Below are 18,581 nucleotides of genomic sequence, written 5' to 3'. Positions count from 1 at the left end.
TGTACCGGCCTCATCGCGAGCAAGCTCGGCTCCTACAGGTTGTATTCGTCAAGGCGCAGCCGGCAGGAGGAACCGCGCAATCACCGGCAAATGATCGGAGATCCGCAAGGTATCGTCCTGCCGCACCATCGCCTCGACCCGCTTGATCCGCGGGCTGTAAAACAGGTAGTCGACGGTCCGGTCCGGGCCGTTCAACCCCGGGTCGTTCGGGTAATGCGTCAGCCACCGCGCCCGATCGATTCCACTGGCTTCATTGTTGGTCGGGATCATCGGGTACTTGTCCCACAACACATGCAATGCGCTGTCGGCGGAGTAGGGCGTGCGTTGTTCCGTGGGCAGGCGTCGATATTGCCCCAGCGGCAACAGGTTGAAGTCCCCACCGATCAACCAGGGTGTGCCTCGACTTTCGAACCTGTCGAGGACCTTGGCGACGGCGGTCACCTGGGCTTGCAGCGTGTCGTCGGGTTGAAGGACGCGGTCCAGATGCGCGTTGAGCACCGCGATCTGACCGCCGTCGCTCAACGGCAGATACGTCACCAGCAAAGCGTTTTTCGGTTTGAACTGGCGGCTGATGAAGTTGGCCGGCGGGGTCGGCAGTTGCAGGCGTTCGGCGTGTTCGATCTGGTAGCGGCTGAGGGTCGCCAGTTGCCGGCCGACGCTGCCGAAGATGTGCGGCTGCGGCACGAAATCAGCCTTCCAGTCGAAAGCGGTTGCGCTGCACGGATAGAGGTCGGCGAGGCGTTCCTGGAGCAGTTTGAACTGGTTCTGGTAATCGGTGGCCTTGGCGCCGTCATCAAGCTCCTGCAGCAGCACCACATCCGGTTGCTCGTCGCGAATCACCCGCGCCACTTCGTCGAGGCTGAAGGCCATGTCCTCGGTGGTCGGTTTTTCGTCGTTGCCGGCAGCCAGGTCATTCCAGAACACGTAGCGTTTACCCGCCAGGTACTGAACGTTCCAGGTCATCACTTTCAGGGCCTGGCCGGGCGCCAGTGTCGGCGCCTGGGCGTTGCAAACGACCGGCAGCGTTTCCCTGGCCTCGGGGCGCCAGGTCAGGCTGTAGATCAGCAGGGCAATCAGGCCGATTGCAATCACCAGGCCCAGCAGTGTGTAGCGCAGTAGACGGGTCATGGCTCGGCTTATCAGCGTTGCAAAAGATGGCCCCGAGCATAACCGAGAGCTGCGCCGAAGCCCACGGTCAGAGCGGCCGGTCGATTTTCTCGGGAACGTCGCTGATCAGCATGAACAAACGGAACAACACCACGCTGGTGAACAGCTGCAAAAAGCTGTGAGCGCTGTCGATCAGCAAGGAAATCACCGGGTTCTGCGGCTCCGGGTAAACCTCCAGGGTCAAGCCCTTGAGCAACCACAATGGCCCCATCACACACAAAATGCACACCAGGATGCGCAGGAAATGGCCGCGGGTCAGGCGCAGGCTTTCCTTCATCGCAGCCAGTGGCGCCAGGCCGCGCAGCACCAGCAGGTACTCGCCGAACGCGAGGGTCACCATCAGCCAGATGCCCGGCAGGAAATACAACGACAGGCCGATCAGGATCAGCAAGGTATTGAGCGCAGTGAGCAGGGCGAAGCGCGGCCATAGATACGCGGACCTCGACAGCAGGTCACGGTTGCGCGGCGATTCACCCCGGCTGCGCGCGTCGAGAAACAGGATCAACGCGGCGGTGTACAGCGGATAGACCAGCAAACCGACAATCACGCTGATGCCCGGAAAACTGTCCGGCTCGGTCGAGTGATCGACCACTTGTTGCAGCAGCGCTTCGACGATCACCAGCGGCAGGCACAGCCGCACGATCTGGCTCAGATTGCGCTTGAAGAAATACAGAGAGTCACGCAGTACATCGAACGAATTCATCAGTCGGTATCGCAGGTTGAAAGCAGTGGCCCACTTTAACCGATGCAGCGCTTTGGGGCGCAAACGTAAACGTTCGGTAAAGGTCATTGAAACATCCTGTATCAGCCTCCATTACGGAGGAGCACCTTATCCACAGTGGACAAGGGCAACGATATTCCCGGCAATCTACGAGGTCGCCATGAACAGCGAAGAACAAACCCTGATCGATGGACTGTTTTCCCGGCTGCAACAGGCCGAAACGGATTCAGCCCCGCGCGACGCCCAGGCCGAGGCGCGGATCAAGGAACACCTGACTCGCCAACCCGCGGCGGGCTACTTCATGACCCAGGCGATTCTGGTGCAAGAGGCAGCGATCAAGAGCCTCGATGCACAGAACAAGCAACTGGCTCAGCAAGTCCAGCAATTGCAGGCTGAACTGCAATCGGCCAAGGCGCAGACGGCGGCTCCGGCGCCGAGTGGCGGTGGTTTCCTGTCGAGTATTTTCGGCGGCAGCTCCCGTGACGCGCCAGCCCAAAGTGCACCGCCATCCAATGGTGGCTGGCGTGAGCCGGGGCGGCAGTCGCTCAACTCGCAGCCGCCACAGCAGAACTTCGGTGCGCCGCCACCGCAGCAGAACTACGCGCCGCAACAGCAGCCTGTCGGTGGCGGTTTCCTCGGTGGCGCGCTGAAAACCGCCGCCGGTGTGGCGGGTGGCGTGATGCTGGCACAGGGCATCAGCAGCCTGTTCCACCAAAACCAGCAGCCGGAAGTGGTTGAAGTGATCAAGGAAGAGCCGGCTCAGGTCAACGATCAGAGCGGTGACAACGGTTGGGGCGACGATCAGCGTGTGGCTGACAACTCCGGTGATCAGGGCGGCTTTACCGACGCCGACTACAGCGATGACAGCTCATCGTTCTTCGGCGGCGACGACGATTCCTTCGTCTGACCCCATGTGGCGAGGGAGCAAGCTCCCTCGCCACAGGGCCGAATATTCGCGGAACAATCCTTCAGGCTGGCATACTGGGCAACTTTTCGGGCCTGGTGCCTGATTCAGCCTGCGCGCTTTAGCGCCGAGAGGATGTGCGGTGAAAAAAATTGCAGTGTTCGCCGATGTTCAAAACCTCTATTACACCGTGCGTCAGGCCTATGGTTGCCACTTCAACTACGCCGCGCTGTGGGCTGATATCAGCAAACAGGGCGAGATCGTCGAGGCCTATGCCTACGCGATCGATCGTGGTGACAGCAAGCAGCAGCAGTTCCAGCAGATCCTGCGCAACCTCGGCTTCACCGTGAAGCTCAAACCCTACATCCAACGCAGCGACGGCTCGGCCAAGGGCGACTGGGACGTGGGCATCACCCTCGACATCATGGACGCGGCAGACCACGTCGACGAAGTGGTGCTCGCCTCCGGCGACGGTGATTTCGACATGCTGCTGGAGCGCATCATCGCCAAGCACGGCGTGCAAGCCGTGGCCTACGGCGTGCCGGGCCTGACGGCCAACTCGCTGATCCGCGCCGCCAGCCGCTACGTGCCTATCGAAGGCGCGCTGCTGCTAAAGAATTGATTTTTACGGAGTTGAAACAGGTTTGGAACGCATAGCAGTCATCGACTTTGAAACCACCGGGATTTCCCCGAGCAGCAGCTGCCGGGCCACGGAAATCGCCGTGGTGATCCTTGAACAGGGGCGCATCGTCGAGCGTTACCAGAGCCTGATGAACGCCGGCGTACGCGTCCCGGCCTTCATCGAACAACTCACCGGCATCAGCAACGCCATGCTGCGCACCGCGCCATCGGCCGAGCAGGTGATGAACGAGGTCAACGAATTCGTCGGCATCACACCGCTGCTGGCCCACAACGCTGCGTTCGACCAGAAGTTCTGGGACTTTGAACTGGGGCGGATCAAACGCACGCGGTTGCAGAACTTTGCCTGCTCGCTGTTACTCGCCCGCCGCCTCATGCCCGCTGCGCCGAATCACAAACTCGGCACCCTCACTACTTTCGCCAAATTGCCTGACACCGGTAAAGCTCACCGGGCCATGGCTGACGCCGAGATGGCGGCCAACCTGACGGCGCATCTGGCGCAGGAGTTGCGGCAGAAGCATGGGTTGCGGGAGTTGTCCCATGATCTGCTGGTCAGCCTGCAGAAAGTGCCGGCGGCGAAGATCAATGAGCATCTCAAGCGCCATCGCGGATTTTGAATCGCACATAACCCCTGTAGGAGCGAGCTTGCTCGCGATGGTCTCAAGAGCGCCGCGTTTAGCCAGTAAACACGCGTTATCGTTAACGACCATCGCGAGCAAGCTCGCTCCTACAGGGGGGGCTGATGTTGTTCTTGTGTTTAACCACGCCTCAAATTCGACGATTGATCCTACCGAAACTTAAGGATTGTCCGTCTTGCCCCCCTTTTGCGGCATCGATAACCTCTTGGACGTCGCTGACAATTCAGCGACCGGGACTGCAAGCCCGCCGAAAATTTGTTTGGCGCCTATCGGCACACCTATAATCGCGTCGCTTCACTTAGTGACCATCGATTTATGGTGGCTGTGTGCGGGAGACCTTCGGGTCTGCCGGGGTTACCGAACGACTCGGTCTTGCAGACCTGCACACAGCTGCCACCCATTACCTGCAAGTGATGCTGGCCGCTTCAATCCTCGTTCGGAGAAGCACCATGGTCAAAGTTACCCCCAATCCCCCCGAAGACTCTGCGCAATCAGCAACGAGCGCAGCTCACTTCACCCCCAAAACCTTCATCCGTCACCACATCCAGCTGCGCGCATTGTTACTGCATGCCGAGGCGTGGTTCTGCGCCCGAGATATCGGCCGGTTAATGGGTGTGGACATAAACGGCAGATACGCGCTCAAGCTCGATGCGGATCAGCGGCGGATGATGCGCTTGTCCGGAAGCGATGACGCGCAAGAAACCTTGATGCTCAGTGAGTCAGGCGTGTACGCGATGCTGGTCTATCACTACTGCCCGGAAAACCGCCATTTGCGGCGTTGGTTGACCCACCATGTGGTGCCGATGTTGCGGGAAGAGTCGGGACCCGTTTCGACTCAAGCGCCGCATATGCGGGCGATGGAATGGGCCGGCGGAACGCTGCGGCTGCTGCATTGGCGCAAAGAACCTTGGGTTCGGCTGCGGGATATGCCGAGTGTGTTGTCAGCAGGTTACAGCGGCGTTTGATAGATCGCTTCGCGGGCAAGCCTCGCTCCTACAGGATTTCATCGTATCTGTAGGAGCGAGGCTTGCCCGCGAAGGCGTCCGTCGACTCACTATTTCCCTTCGATATGCCCCAACGGCACCCGCTTCTCTATCGCACTCGACAACACAATCGACGTCTTGCTGAACCCGAACTTGGCAATCCGGTTGATCAGCTCTTCCAGTTCCGGCATCGAGCCGACCGCCGCCTGCATGATCACGCACGGATCCCCCGTCACCCGATGGCATTCAGTCAGTTGCGGGATTTTGATCAAGTCGTCGTAGGCCTTCTGGTTGCCATGCTGGTTGAGGCGCAGTTCGATGACGCACTGGATGGGCAAGCCTAGCTTGGCCATGTCGACTTTCGCCTGGTAACCGGTAATCACCCCGCTGGCCTCGAGTTTGGCTACGCGTTCGGCCACGGCCGGGGCGGACAGGTTGACCTTGCGCGCGAGGTCGGCGTAGGACGCGCGACCGTTTTCCAGCAGGGCGCTGAGGAGCATGCGGTCGTATTTGTCCATGGTCGGATTCCTGAAAAATGACTGACTTTCGAAAACACGGTTTATAGCGCTGATCTCCGTGATTTGAAAAGTGTACCGGCGCTATAAACAGGTTTTGTAACTTATTTTCCGCCGTTGGCCTTTCTAGAATAGCTGTTCATATGTCCTTGCCTGCGAGCTGCCCCATGCCTGGCCTGCGCCGTTTTCCCTTGCCGTTGATTGCTGCCTTTTTCGCCTTGTACGTGATTTGGGGCTCGACTTACCTGGTGATTCGTATCGGCGTGGAGTATTGGCCGCCCTTGCTGCTCGCCGGTATTCGCTTCGTCATCGCCGGGACCTTGATGTACGGGTTCTTGCGCTGGCGCGGGGCGCCGGCCCCGACCTGGGCGCAGTGGAAAGCGGCGGGGATCATCGGGATTTTGCTGTTGGCGTGCGGTAACGGCGGGGTCAGTGTGGCGGAACACATGGGTGTCGCTTCCGGCGTTGCCGCATTGGCGGTGGCGACGGTGCCGTTGTTTACCTTGCTCTGTGGATATTTCTGGGGCGCGCGTAATACCCGTCTCGAATGGGCCGGGATTGTGCTCGGTCTGATCGGCATCGCGATGCTCAACCTCGGTTCCAACCTGCAATCGAGCCCGTTGGGTGCAGCATTGCTGATCTTCGCGGCGGCGGCGTGGGCGTTCGGTTCGGTGTGGAGCAAACACTTGCCGCTGCCCCAGGGCGCGATGGCCAGTGCCGTGGAAATGCTGGTGGGTGGCGTGGCGCTGCTGATCGGCAGTGCCCTGAGTGGTGAACATCTGGAAGCCATGCCGCCTATTGAAGGTTGGGCGGCGCTGGCCTATCTGACTTTCTTCGGTTCGATCATTGCCTTCAACGCTTACATGTACCTGTTGAAAAACGTGCGTCCGGCGGCGGCCACCAGTTATGCCTACGTCAACCCGGCGGTGGCGGTGTTGCTGGGGATTGTGTTTGTCGGCGAGACCATCGGTATCGAAGAAGCGCTGGCCATGCTGGTGATCATCAGTGCCGTGGTGTTGATCGGTTTGCCGCAGTGGCGCCGGGCACCGCAACGAACTGCTGCCGTGGTGCAGACAGAATCGAGCGTGAATTAGGGTAAACTGCGCGCCATTGCATCTTGTTTTGCACACTTGCATTGAACAACCCGCGCTGAATTTTCCTACGGTAATCCCATGACTTTCGCCTCCCTTGGCCTGATCGAACCCTTGCTGCGCTCTCTCGAGACGCTCGGCTACCAGACCCCGACGCCGGTTCAGGCGCAAGCCATTCCGGCGGTGCTGGCCGGTCGCGACCTGATGGCCGCCGCCCAGACCGGCACCGGCAAGACCGCCGGTTTCGCGCTGCCGCTGCTGCAATTGCTGGCCATGGAAGGGCCGAAAGTCACCGCCAACTCGGTGCGCGCGCTGATCCTGGTGCCGACCCGCGAACTGGCGGAACAGGTTCACGAAGCCGTGCGTCAGTACGCCGAGAACCTGCCGTTGAGCACTTACGCGGTGTACGGCGGCGTCAGCATCAACCCGCAAATGATGAAGCTGCGCAAAGGCGTCGACCTGTTGGTGGCGACGCCGGGCCGTTTGCTCGACCTGTTCCGCCAGAACGCGCTGAAGTTCAACCAGCTGCAAACCCTGGTGCTGGACGAAGCCGATCGCATGCTCGATCTGGGCTTTTCCGAGGAGCTGGGGAACATTTACCGTGTGCTGCCGAAGAAACGTCAGACACTGCTGTTCTCCGCGACCTTCTCCGATGCGATTCGCCTGCTGGCCGGGCAAATGCTCAACGATCCGCTGAGTATCGAAGTCAGCCCGCGCAACGTTGCAGCCAACACCGTTAAACAGTGGGTGGTGACGGTGGACAAGAAGCGCAAGCCGGAGCTGTTCATCCACTTGCTGCGCAAGGGCAAGTGGAAGCAGGTGCTGGTGTTCGCCAAGACCCGCAACGGCGTGGACGCGCTGGTGGAAAAACTCCAGGGCCTGGGGATCAATGCCGACGGTATCCATGGCGACAAACCGCAGGCGACTCGTCAGCGTGCGCTGGACCGGTTCAAGGCCAGTGAAGTGCAGATTCTGGTCGCCACTGACGTTGCTGCCCGTGGTCTGGATATCGAAGATCTGCCGTTGGTGGTCAATTTCGATCTGCCGATCGTGGCGGAGGACTACATCCACCGCATCGGTCGTACCGGTCGTGCGGGTGCCACCGGGCAGGCTATTTCGCTGGTTTGCGCGGATGAAGTGAATCTGCTGTCGGCCATTGAGACGTTGACGCGTCAGACGCTGCCTCGTCAGGTGGAACATGACTTCGAACCTGAGCACCGCGTGCCGGATACCGATGCCAGCGGCCAGGTGGTGAAGAAGCCGAAAAAACCGAAGAAGCCAAAGACATCCAGTGGCGGTAAACGCAATTTGGGTAAATGGGTCGAGAGCGGGGATGCTTCGGCGCCGGAGCCTTCGATCAAGCCTGTGCGCAAAGTGCCGGTGTTCAATACTGGGCCGCGGAAGCGGAAGCCGTAAAGGAGCAGCTGTAAGCTGCAAGCTACAAGCGGCAAGTTAGACGCGGCTTGCAGCTTGCGGCTTAAAGCTTGCCGCTGCTCCTGAGCCACTCCACCATCCCCAACCCCGCCGCTCGCCCACTGGCGAAACACGCGGTCAGCAAATAGCCCCCCGTCGGCGCTTCCCAATCCAGCATTTCCCCCGCGCAAAACACGCCAGGCAGTTGCTTGAGCATCAAGCGTTCATCCATCGACTCGAACATCACACCACCGGCGCTGCTGATGGCCTCATCCAGTGGGCGGGTTTTCACCAAAGTCAGTGGCAACGCCTTGATCGCTTTGGCCAGTAATGCCGGATCGGCGAAGCATTCTGCCGGCGTCAGTTCGCGCAGCAACGCCGCTTTCACGCCATCAATCCCGAGCTGGCTGTGCAGATGCTTGGACATGGAACGTGAACCGCGCGGTTTGCTCAGTGCAGCCTGTACTTTATCCACAGGCCTGCCGGGCAGCAGGTCGAGATGAATCGTCGCCGAGCCATGTTGATTGATGGCTTCTCGGATTGGAGCCGACAACGCGTAGATCAAACTGCCTTCAATGCCGGTGGCGGTAATCACACATTCCCCGAGCCGCGGAACATCGTCGTTGAGCCCGATGGCGATGTTTTTCAGCGGAGCGCCGGCGAATTTGCTGACCATCAATTCGCTCCAGGCCTGCACCTCAAAGCCGCAATTGCTCGGTTGCAAAGGCATAAGTCCTACGCCGCGTTGCTCCAGTGGCAGCATCCACGCGCCGTCCGAACCGAGACGCGACCAACTGCCACCGCCGAGGGCCAGCAAAGTGGCGTCGGGTTGAATGGTTTTTACACCGTCGGGACTTCCGATGAGCAATCCACCGTTGTCGTCCCAGCCCAGCCAACGGTGGCGGGTGTGGATAACTACGCCGGCATCCCGCAACCGTTTGAGCCAGGCGCGCAACAGGGGCGCGGCTTTCATGTCGGTCGGAAACACCCGGCCGGAGCTGCCGACGAAGGTTTCGATGCCCAGATCATGAATCCACTGGCACAGCGCCTCGGCACCAAAGGCACGCAGCAGCGGTGCAATCTGCGGTGCGCGTTCGGCGTAACGTGAGAGAAAGGCCGGATAGGCTTCGGAATGGGTGATGTTCATGCCGCCGACCCCGGCCAGCAGGAATTTTCGTCCCACCGAAGGCATGCCGTCGTACAGGTCGACCTTGATTCCGGCCTGGCTCAACACTTCGGCGGCCATCAGGCCGGCGGGGCCACCACCGATGATGGCGACGTGAGGGGGGAGGGCGGTGGAGGATCGGGTCATGGAATGCGCTGCGGTTTGGCGGAATGAAGCCGGGCATTCTACCAGCACAGATACCTGTGGGAGCGAGCCTGCTCGCGATGGCGTCGGGTCAGTCGACATCGATGTTGGATGTGGAGGCCTCATCGCCGGCAAGCCGGTCTCGCTCCCACAGGGGATTGTTGGTGTTTTTGAAGGTGGTTAAAAAACAACCACCGAGTTGTACGCTAAGTACCGCATGGCCTGTAGGCGCTTTCGCTCAGGTTATCCACAGGCAGTTCCACAGGCATTGTGGGTAAAGACTCACGCCTCAATGACAACCTGATGACGTCCAGACCCGCTGCGCGCTGTGATGCAGGATGCCATGACGTCGCGCCAACGCCTTGCGGTCCTTGCTGTACCCTCCGCCAATCACCCCAACCACCGGAATATCCCGCCCCAGACAATGGCGCATGACGCTTTCATCCCGCGCAGCCACGCCTTCGTCTGTCAGCTTCAGATAACCGAGTGCGTCATCCTTATGTACATCGACACCGGCGTCGTACAACACGAGATCCGGCTGGTAGAGCGGCAGCAGATAATTCAGCGCGTCGTCCACCACCTTCAGGTAATCGGCATCGCCCATCCCTTTGGGCAACGGGATGTCCCAGTCACTTTCGGCTTTGCGTGCAGGAAAGTTCTTCTCGCAGTGCAGGGAAACAGTCACCGCTTCCGGGGTGTTGTGCAGGATCCGTGCAGTCCCGTCGCCCTGATGCACGTCGCAATCGAAGATCAGCACCCGATTCACGCGCCCGCTTTCCAGCAGGTAATGGCTGATCACCGCCAGGTCATTGAAGATGCAGAACCCCGCCGGGTAGTCGTAATGCGCATGATGCGTGCCACCCGCCAGGTGACAGGCCAATCCATGTTCCAGCGCCTGTTCCGCCGCCAGCAACGAACCGCCGACCGCCCGCACCGTACGCCGGGCCAGTGCTTCGCTCCACGGCAAGCCGAGGCGCCGCTGGTCTTCGCGGGACAACTCGCCGCTCATGTAGCGTTCGATATAAGCAGCGTCATGGGCGAGGGCGAGAATCTCCGGCGGGCAGAGTTCCGGGCGCAGCAGGTCAGCGTCCCGGGTCAGGCCGCTGGCCACCAGGTGGTCGCGCAGCAGGCGAAACTTGTCCATCGGGAAGCGGTGATCCGCCGGGAACTCGGGGCTGTAGTCTTCGTGGTAGATCAGTGGCAGCGACATGGCGGGCTTTTATCAAGTACGGCAGGTAGGAGTGAGTGAACGATCCTACCAGCGATGTAGACTTGCGGCATGGAAAGGGGAAGTCGACGATGGAGCCGATACTGGAACTCGAGAGCGCGCGACTGCTGTTACGGCAGTGGCGTGATGAGGATTTGCCGGCGTTTGCGGCGATGTGCGCCGATCCGCAGGTGATGCGCTATTTTCCGGCGCCCTTGAGTCGGCTGGACAGTGCTTCGTTGATCGGGCGCGTTCGCGGGCATTTTGCCGAGCATGGTTTCGGCCTGTGGGCGCTGGAGCGCAAGGATACCGGCGCGTTCATCGGTTTTACCGGGTTGGGTGTGGTCGGTTTCGACGCGCCGTTTACGCCTGCCATCGAAATCGGTTGGCGTCTGGCCCGCGAGCATTGGGGCCTGGGCTATGCCAGTGAAGCGGCATGGACCGCTCTACGTTGCGGGTTTGACCGGCTGGCGCTGAAAGAAGTGGTGTCCTTTACCAGTGAAACCAATCTGCCTTCGCAGAAAGTCATGCAGGCGATCGGCATGCACCATGATTCAGCCGATGACTTCGAGCACCCGAAGCTCGCGGCCGATCATCCCCTGCGTCACCATGTGCTGTACCGCATTACCCGTGAACAATGGCTGCAAACCTTGCATGGATAAGCCGGCCCGGACGTTTACAATGGCCCCAATGATGGCCCCGGCCAGAACCTGAATCGACCGCCGCAGCCAAGCCTGCGCGGCATAGCGTTGTGTGAGGAGAGTCTGAATGAGCCAAGTGTTGGATGATCTGGTCGACTTGCTAACCCTGGAACCGATCGAAGAAAACCTGTTCCGTGGCCGCAGTCAGGACCTGGGTTTTCGTCAGTTGTTCGGCGGTCAGGTGATCGGTCAGTCCCTGTCGGCGGCCAGTCAGACGGTCGAAGCCGCGCGCCATGTGCATTCGATGCACGGTTATTTTCTGCGTCCGGGCGATTCCGCGTTGCCCGTGGTGTATCAGGTGGACCGGGTGCGCGACGGCGGCAGTTTCAGCACGCGCCGGGTGACGGCCATCCAGAAGGGCAACCCGATCTTCACCTGCAGCGCCTCGTTCCAGTACGACGAAAAAGGCTTCGAGCACCAGGCCGAGATGCCGGTGGTGGTCGGCCCGGAAAACCTGCCGTCGGAGCTGGAACTGACCCAGCAGCGCGCCCACCTGATTCCCGAGCACATGCGTGAAAAATTGCTGTGCCCGAAACCGATCGAATTCCGACCGGTCACCGAGAAAGATCCCTACAACCCGCAGCCGTCCGATCCGGTCAAGTACGTCTGGTTTCGTGCAGACGGTGCCCTGGCCGATACCCCGGCGCTGCACAAATACCTGCTGGCCTACGCCTCGGATTTCGGTCTGCTGACCACGTCGATGCAGCCGCACGGCAAGTCGGTCTGGCAGAAAGACATGCAGGTCGCCAGCCTCGATCACGCCCTGTGGTTCCACGCGGACCTGCGTGCCGATGACTGGTTGTTGTACGCGATGGACAGCCCGTGGGCCGGCAATTCCCGTGGGTTCAGCCGTGGCAGCGTGTTCAATCGCGCCGGGCAACTGGTGGCGTCGGTCACTCAGGAAGGCCTGATCCGTCATCGCAAGGATTGGGCATGAGCCTGGCCGAGGTGCGGCACTGGGTGTTCGACATGGACGGCACCCTGACGGTGGCCGTTCATGATTTCGCGGCGATTCGCGTGGCATTGGCGATCCCGGCCGAAGACGACATTCTGACCCACCTCGCAGCGCTGCCGGCCGATGAAGCCGCGGCCAAACACGCGTGGTTGCTGGAGCATGAGCGGGATCTGGCGCTGGGTTCGAAACCGGCGCCGGGTGCCGTCGAGTTGGTGCGTGAGTTGGCAGGGCGCGGTTATCGTCTGGGCATTCTTACGCGCAATGCGCGTGAACTGGCGCACGTGACGCTGGAGGCCATCGGCCTGGCGGACTGCTTCGCGGTGGAGGATGTGTTGGGGCGTGACGAAGCGCCACCCAAGCCGCATCCCGGTGGTTTGTTGAAGCTGGCCGAGGCGTGGAACGTGCCGGCGAGCGAGATGGTGATGGTCGGTGATTACCGGTTTGATCTGGATTGCGGGCGGGCGGCGGGAACGCGGACGGTGTTGGTGAATCTGCCGGATAACCCGTGGCCGGAGTTGGCGGATTGGCATGCGGCGGATTGTGGGGTGTTGCGGGAAATGTTGTTGGCTTGAGGCGTCATCACTGACCAAACAAAACCTTCTGCCCCTCCGGCGACGTAAACATCCCATCCCCGTTATGCCCAACCCCGGGCACTTCGATCAGTTGCTGATTCAATCCTTGCGGATGGCTGCGCTTTAAAAAATCAAAAAAACTGCGCCCGCGAATCAATCGATAAGCACCCTGGGCCTGCGCTTCACAGCTTTTATCCAGCGCCGGGTGATTCGGGTCGATGTCCTGCTGCCCCAGTAGATAAACGATGTCACGCTGGACGTAGTTTTCCTCCAGTTGCGCGGGCGTTTGTCCTTCGGCATAAGCCGGCAGATCGCTCAGGCCGTACTTCCAGCGATTGAAGTCCGGGCAGCGGGCGTGACTGAAAGCCACCGGCCGTCGCTCATCGAAATACGCGTAAGAAGACGGGTTGGCGATGACATAACGCACGTGCACGCCAGCGGCCTTGAGCTCCGGTTGATCGTGACTCAACAACGCATAACGCTGAACCACCTGAGCACCGCCCGAGTGGCCCGCGATGACGACATCTTTCACATCTGGAAACTGTCGACGATCGCCGAGCCGGGCGATGATCTGGTCGAGAGCAGCGTAGGAACTCAGAGCAAACGGAGCGGTGGATACGCCGCCGGCCATCCAGTCGTTGCCCTGCCAGCGCAACACGGTGTCGGCCACGGGATGGAGTGCCACGTCGGTTTCATTGAGAAATTGCGGAGCAATCACCAGCGTGTTCGCGCTTTGCCCGGCCTGCTCCGTCGCGCGCTCGGCGCTCTGGCGGTAGGTTTCAGCATTGCGCAAACGACCATGGATGATGATTAGCACACGCTCGATTTTCGCCGGCGCCGGGCCGATGCCCACCGCCATCTCACCTTCTTTCAACAACAACCGTCCGGGGCTGATCTCCTTGACCCCCTGCTCGGCAGCCTGGGTATTTGCACAGGTGAACAACAGAACCAACAGCCACTTATTCATCTATAGGGTTTTCGCCGCAAAGGTATCGCACTGGCCCACCTGGCCTTGCGCAAATCCGGTTTTGAACCAGCGCACTCTTTGCGCCGACGTGCCATGGGTAAACGAGTCCGGCACCACGCGACCCTGACCTTGCTGTTGCAAGCGGTCGTCGCCGATGGCGTTGGCGGCATTCAAGGCTTCTTCGATGTCGCCCGGTTCCAGCCAGTTCAGGCGCTGCTGCGCGTTGTTGGCCCAGACACCGGCCAGGCAATCCGCTTGCAGTTCCTGGCGCACCAGCAAACCACCGTCGCCTTCCATTTGCCGGCCTTGCTGGCGGGCGGTCTGAATTTTCGCCGAGACGCCGAGCAATGTCTGAACATGGTGTCCGACTTCGTGAGCGATCACGTAGGCCTGAGCGAAGTCACCCGCGGCGGAAAAGCGTTGCGACATCTCCTGGAAGAAAGCCATGTCCAGGTAGACCTTCTGGTCCGCCGGGCAATAGAACGGACCGGTCGCTGATGTCGCCAAACCGCATGCCGAATTCACCCGGTTGCTGAACAGCACCAGGGTCGGGTTCTTGTACTGCCGACCGGCCTGCTGAAAAATCTGGCCCCAGGTGTCTTCGGTGTCACCGAGGATGGAGCGTACGAACTCCGCCCCTTCATCATTGGCCGGCGGTGCCTTGCGGGTTTGCGTCGGGGCCGGTGCCGATTGCTCGGTCATTTGACCGGTCAGCTGCCCGAGGATCTGCAACGGGTCCTGGCCGGTGATCCAGCCGATCCCGACAATCAGGATGATCGCCGTCAGGCTCAGGCCCTTGCCGCCACCAAAGCGCATCCCGCCGCCACCGCCGACATCATCACCACGGGCATCGACCACGTTGTCGCTGCGTCGGCCTTTTTTCCATAGCATGTGGGAATCCTCTGATTGTCCGTGGGGATGAGTGTTGCTGGTGAGTGAGAGCGGCGCCAGTCCGGTCGTCCGTCTTTCACTCGCTGGCTGGTAGCTTGCAGGCTGTAGGAACATGGATAACCCATCGAATTCCCTCAGGGGACGGGTTTTTATCAAACAGTCGAATGTCTGCGTCTCTACGAACCTCGAGTTCCAGATTTCTCATTGCCCGGTTCGTCTTCTAGAATCAGGGCAAATCGAATTCGGAACCTCCCATGGCCGGCAGTCAGATCGAACGTGTCTTCAATGTGCTCGAAAGCCTCACCCGTGATCCTCGCGGTTTGCCAATGCAGATGCTCGCGGAGCAACTGGACATCCCTAAAAGCGCAACCCACCGTTTGCTCGCGGAGCTGATTCGGTTGGGTTATGTGCGGCAGAATCCGGAGAATCAGCGGTATCACTTGTCAACCAAGCTGGTAGCGATGGGTTTTCGTTACCTGGCGGGTAGCGGCGCCGATATCGTTCAGCCCGTGCTGGATCGTCTGGCCCGGGAAACCGGGGAACTGGTGCGTCTTGGGGTCATCGAAGGTGAGCGGCAGATCTGGATCGCCAAATCCCAGGGCGCCCGTTCGGGGTTGCGTTACGACCCGGACATGGGCCGCGACGCACCGCTGTTTTATACGGCTTCGGGCCATGCGTGGCTGGCCTGCATGAGTGACGCCGAGGCCTTGTCGCTGGTGGAGCGCCAGAGTGGCGACCGGCCGAAAGATCTGGGACCGAACGCACCGCGGTCCAACATTGAATTACTGGAACGGCTGCGGCTGGCGCGGGAGCAAGGTTACGCCTGGGTCGAGGAGAGTTCGGCGGTGGGCACTTCAGCGATTGCGGCAGTCGTACGGCACCCAACCGATGGGCGAGTGATTGGCGTACTGAGCATTGCCGGTCCAAGTGCGCGGATGCCGGGGGCGCGCCTTCACGAGTTGGCCCCGCTATTGCTGACATTTACCGAGGAATTGTCTGCAGCGAGCCTGGCGTCTGAGTTCTTCAATTAACGGTCGGTGCAATCAAGCGGTGCTGATGCAAATTGTGTGCGCTATTCGCCCGGTTTTACGCTGCGGCTATGTAAGAATCTGGAACCAAGTTCTAAATTTAATTGAATTCGCGAGGCATAAGGGCAACCCATGACTGTCAGCACCCCGCTCTCCGGCGTAAACCAACCCTTCAAAGGGATTCTGCTGATCGTCGTCGCCACCTTCCTCTTCTCCAGCCACGACGCCTTGTCGAAATACCTTTCGGGGTTCTACCCGATTGTCATGGTGGTCTGGGCCCGTTATGTGGTTCACACGTTATTGATGGCCGGGATTTTTCTGCCGCAATCCGGGTTGCGCGTCCTACGCACTAAACGGCCATGGCTGCAGTTGCTGAGGGCGTTATGCCTGCTGGGCACCAGTCTGTTTTTCACCACTGGCTTGCAATACATCCCGTTGGCCGAAGCCACGGCGGTCAACTTTCTTGCACCGGTTCTGGTGACTGCACTGTCGGTGCCGCTGCTGCGTGAGCGCGTCACCCGCGGCCAATGGATCGCGGTGATTTGCGGATTTGTCGGCGTGTTGATCATCGTCCACCCCGGTGGCGATCTGTTCACGCCAGCGGTTCTGCTGCCGCTCTGCTCGGCGCTGTTTTTCTGCTTTTACCAGTTGCTCACCCGCAAGCTCAGTGAGATCGACAGCCCGACCACCAGCAACTTCTTTGCCGGCCTGTGTAACACCCTGGTGATGAGCGCGTTGGTGCCGTTCTTCTGGCAAGTGCCAAGCGTTGGGCATGGATTGATGATGGTGGCGCTGGGCGCCTGCGGGATGACGGCGCATCTGTTTCTGACCCAGGCATTCCGTCACGCCGCGCCTGCGCTGCTGGCGCCGTTCGGTTACTGCCAGATTGTGTTTGCCGGTTTGTTGGGCTGGTTGCTGTTTTCCCACACGCCGACCCTGACCACGGTGGTCGGGATTGCGGTGATTTGCTGCAGCGGGTTGGCGGCAGCGTGGCAGCAAAGCCGTCGGTAAAAACGGTGAACGAACTGTGGGAGCGAGCCTTTGTGGCGAGGGGACTTGTCCCCGTTGGGTCGCGAAGCGGCCCCAATCTCTGAATTCAAGTTGTATCTGGTACACCGAGAATTCAGATTTTGGGACTGCTGCGCAGTCCAACGGGGACAAGTCCCCTCGCCACAAGGGCTTGCTCCCACAGGGGTATTGCGTCGAGCTTTACTCAGTAACGGTCGGAATCTTGCGCGGCGCCATGAAGTACATCCAGATCAGTGCGATGAAGTACATCGCCGGAATCAGGGTGAACAGCACGGTGTAGTTGTTGTTGGTGACCGTCAGAATATGGCCGACCAACTGGGTCATGAACATCCCGCCGATGGCGGCGCACATGCCGCCGAAACCGAACACCGTACTCATCATGTGTTTAGGTGTGTAGTCCATCACCAGGCTCCAGATGTTCGCGGTCCAGGCCTGGTGAGCGCCGATGGCCAGGGAGATGGCGAATACCGCGACCCACAGACTGCTTGAACCGGCCGCCATGATCACGCCGATGATGCAGCAGGCGAACAGGAACATGGACATCAGTCGCGCCTTGATCGGGTTGATCCCGCGGCCGATCAGGAACGAGGAAAGGATGCCGCCGCCGACGCTGCCAAAGTCGGCCGTGAGGTAGATGATGATCAGCGGAATACCCATCTGGGTCACGTTGATCCCCAGGTTATATTGCTGATTGAGGAACGGTGGCAGCCAGTACAGGTAGAACCAGAACACCGGCGCCGTCATCGAGTAGGCGAGGGCGAAGGCCCAGGTGCCGCGCATGCGCAGGATTCGGGTGAACGGTACGCGGGTCTGTTCCGGTTCGACGTCCTTCTGGATGTAATCCAGTTCCGACTGTTTAACGCTCGGGTGATCTTCCGGGTTGAAGTACTTCAAGCCCCAGAACAGCAACCAGATGCCACCCAGTGACGCCATGCACAGAAACGCGGCTTGCCAGCCCCACACGTGCAGGATCAGCGGCAACAGCATCGGCGTGAACATCGCCCCGACGTTGGTGCCGGCGTTGAAGATGCCGGTGGCCACGGCGCGCTCGCCGGCCGGGAACCACAACCGCGTGGTCTTCACGCAAGCCGGGTAGTTCGCGGCTTCAGTCAATCCGAGGATAAAGCGGCAGACCATGAAACCGAGCGCCGAGGTTGCCAGGCCATGGGCACCGGTTGCCAGGCTCCAGAGCAGCACCGCGCAGAAGAACACGCGCTTCACGCCGACCCTGTCGATCAACCGGCCTTGCAGCACGAAACCGATGGCGTAGCCCACCTGAAACCAGAAGTTGATGTTGGCGTAATCCATCGCCGTCCAGCTCATTTCCTTGGCAAGAATGGGCTGCATCACGCCCAGTGCGGCGCGGTCGATGTAGTTCAGGGTGGTGGCGAAAAACACCAGCGCCAGCATGCCCCAACGGGTTTTGCCGACGGCCATGGCGCCGCGGATCTTGTCGCCGATGCCGCCAGTGGCAGGAGTCATGGAGGAACGCTCCACGGGAGAGCTTTGGGAAGGAGTCATGTAGGCCACCGATTATTTTTATGTGGTGTTCTGGGTCTTGGGTCACCGAGACCGATGTGTGTGACCGGACTCAATGTGTAGCCGATGGTGGGCAGAGGACGAAAAATCGTCAATTCGCCAAGGGCCATAGTGTTCGATAATCGCACGCAAAACTAACCGGGTAGTACACTTTGAATTGCTGTGCAGGATCTTGCAGCCAATAATTCACGTCAAGAAAAACGCGGTCCATGGGACGAACGCTGTTCCGTGTAGGAGCGAGCTTGCTCGCGATGGTCTTAAGGATTACGCGTGTTTTCTGGCTAAACGCGGCGCTCTTGAGTCCATCGCGAG

General features: G+C 60.2%; 19 protein-coding genes. 11 read left to right on the top strand and 8 right to left on the bottom strand.

Annotated elements, in window-relative coordinates; translation table 11 throughout:
* Positions 1–48: 48 nt before the first annotated feature.
* A complete protein-coding gene (locus tag ACA066_RS25280) occupies positions 49–1,128 on the bottom strand; it encodes an endonuclease/exonuclease/phosphatase family protein (protein WP_497697076.1) in 1,080 nt (359 codons plus the stop codon).
* Between the two features lie 67 nt (positions 1,129–1,195).
* A complete protein-coding gene (locus ACA066_RS25275; RefSeq protein WP_497699960.1) occupies positions 1,196–1,870 on the bottom strand; it encodes a YciC family protein in 675 nt (224 codons plus the stop codon).
* Positions 1,871–2,048: 178 nt separating this feature from the next.
* Here ACA066_RS25275 and ACA066_RS25270 point away from each other — a divergent pair, with 178 nt between their 5' ends.
* From ACA066_RS25270 to ACA066_RS25255, 4 genes are all read left to right on the top strand, one after another.
* Complete coding sequence (locus ACA066_RS25270) at positions 2,049–2,795, top strand: DUF2076 domain-containing protein (RefSeq protein ID WP_497697075.1); 747 nt, start codon at positions 2,049–2,051, stop codon at positions 2,793–2,795.
* Positions 2,796–2,934: 139 nt separating this feature from the next.
* On the top strand, positions 2,935–3,414 hold the full coding sequence (locus ACA066_RS25265; protein WP_064675757.1) for a LabA-like NYN domain-containing protein: 480 nt from the start codon (positions 2,935–2,937) through the stop codon (positions 3,412–3,414).
* A 22-nt stretch (positions 3,415–3,436) separates the two neighbouring features.
* Positions 3,437–4,048 (top strand): 3'-5' exonuclease, encoded by a 612-nt coding sequence (locus tag ACA066_RS25260; RefSeq protein WP_497697074.1) that lies wholly within the window; start codon positions 3,437–3,439, stop codon positions 4,046–4,048.
* A gap of 470 nt (positions 4,049–4,518) precedes the next feature.
* Entirely contained in the window at positions 4,519–5,034 is a 516-nt protein-coding gene (locus ACA066_RS25255; protein ID WP_497697073.1) for a BRO-N domain-containing protein, read from the top strand.
* An 89-nt stretch (positions 5,035–5,123) separates the two neighbouring features.
* Here ACA066_RS25255 and ACA066_RS25250 read toward each other — a convergent pair whose 3' ends face one another.
* A complete protein-coding gene (locus ACA066_RS25250; protein WP_497697072.1) occupies positions 5,124–5,570 on the bottom strand; it encodes an Lrp/AsnC family transcriptional regulator in 447 nt (148 codons plus the stop codon).
* 164 nt (positions 5,571–5,734) lie between these two features.
* On the opposite strand from ACA066_RS25250, the gene yedA reads away from it, so the two are divergent.
* Both yedA and rhlE1 read left to right on the top strand, forming a co-directional pair.
* A complete protein-coding gene (gene yedA, locus ACA066_RS25245; protein ID WP_497697071.1) occupies positions 5,735–6,661 on the top strand; it encodes a drug/metabolite exporter YedA in 927 nt (308 codons plus the stop codon).
* 78 nt (positions 6,662–6,739) lie between these two features.
* Complete coding sequence (gene rhlE1, locus ACA066_RS25240) at positions 6,740–8,074, top strand: RNA helicase RhlE1 (protein ID WP_084319597.1); 1,335 nt, start codon at positions 6,740–6,742, stop codon at positions 8,072–8,074.
* 61 nt (positions 8,075–8,135) lie between these two features.
* On the opposite strand, the gene ACA066_RS25235 is transcribed toward rhlE1, so the two are convergent.
* Positions 8,136–9,383 carry a TIGR03862 family flavoprotein gene (locus ACA066_RS25235; RefSeq protein WP_497697070.1) on the bottom strand — a complete coding sequence of 416 codons (1,248 nt, stop codon included), beginning with the start codon at positions 9,381–9,383 and terminating at the stop codon, positions 8,136–8,138.
* Positions 9,384–9,669: 286 nt separating this feature from the next.
* Entirely contained in the window at positions 9,670–10,590 is a 921-nt protein-coding gene (locus ACA066_RS25230) for a histone deacetylase family protein (protein WP_497697069.1), read from the bottom strand.
* Positions 10,591–10,679: 89 nt separating this feature from the next.
* Between ACA066_RS25230 and ACA066_RS25225 the strand changes: the two genes are divergently transcribed.
* From ACA066_RS25225 to ACA066_RS25215, 3 genes are all read left to right on the top strand, one after another.
* Positions 10,680–11,249, top strand: coding sequence for a GNAT family N-acetyltransferase (locus tag ACA066_RS25225; RefSeq protein ID WP_497697068.1), 570 nt, complete (start codon positions 10,680–10,682; stop codon positions 11,247–11,249).
* 106 nt (positions 11,250–11,355) lie between these two features.
* On the top strand, positions 11,356–12,225 hold the full coding sequence (gene tesB, locus ACA066_RS25220) for an acyl-CoA thioesterase II (RefSeq protein WP_497697067.1): 870 nt from the start codon (positions 11,356–11,358) through the stop codon (positions 12,223–12,225).
* On the top strand, positions 12,222–12,815 hold the full coding sequence (locus ACA066_RS25215; RefSeq protein WP_497697066.1) for an HAD family hydrolase: 594 nt from the start codon (positions 12,222–12,224) through the stop codon (positions 12,813–12,815). Before tesB ends, ACA066_RS25215 begins: the two co-directional genes overlap by 4 nt.
* 7 nt (positions 12,816–12,822) lie before the next feature.
* Here ACA066_RS25215 and ACA066_RS25210 read toward each other — a convergent pair whose 3' ends face one another.
* Positions 12,823–13,782, bottom strand: coding sequence for an alpha/beta hydrolase (locus tag ACA066_RS25210; protein ID WP_497697065.1), 960 nt, complete (start codon positions 13,780–13,782; stop codon positions 12,823–12,825).
* Entirely contained in the window at positions 13,783–14,673 is an 891-nt protein-coding gene (gene ypfJ, locus ACA066_RS25205; protein WP_497697064.1) for a KPN_02809 family neutral zinc metallopeptidase, read from the bottom strand.
* A 254-nt stretch (positions 14,674–14,927) separates the two neighbouring features.
* Between ypfJ and ACA066_RS25200 the strand changes: the two genes are divergently transcribed.
* A complete protein-coding gene (locus tag ACA066_RS25200) occupies positions 14,928–15,704 on the top strand; it encodes an IclR family transcriptional regulator (protein ID WP_497697063.1) in 777 nt (258 codons plus the stop codon).
* A 129-nt stretch (positions 15,705–15,833) separates the two neighbouring features.
* The gene (locus ACA066_RS25195) at positions 15,834–16,712 is read left to right on the top strand and encodes a DMT family transporter (protein WP_497697062.1); all 879 of its coding nucleotides are present in this window, start codon (positions 15,834–15,836) and stop codon (positions 16,710–16,712) included.
* A 198-nt stretch (positions 16,713–16,910) separates the two neighbouring features.
* Here ACA066_RS25195 and ACA066_RS25190 read toward each other — a convergent pair whose 3' ends face one another.
* On the bottom strand, positions 16,911–18,212 hold the full coding sequence (locus ACA066_RS25190; RefSeq protein WP_497697061.1) for an MFS transporter: 1,302 nt from the start codon (positions 18,210–18,212) through the stop codon (positions 16,911–16,913).
* Between the last annotated feature and the right edge of the window lie 369 nt (positions 18,213–18,581).

It is taken from the genome of Pseudomonas sp. LBUM1651 (genome assembly GCF_059716135.1).
The sequence above is the reverse complement of the archived record's forward strand: the minus strand, read 5'-3'. Positions and strand labels throughout refer to the sequence as shown.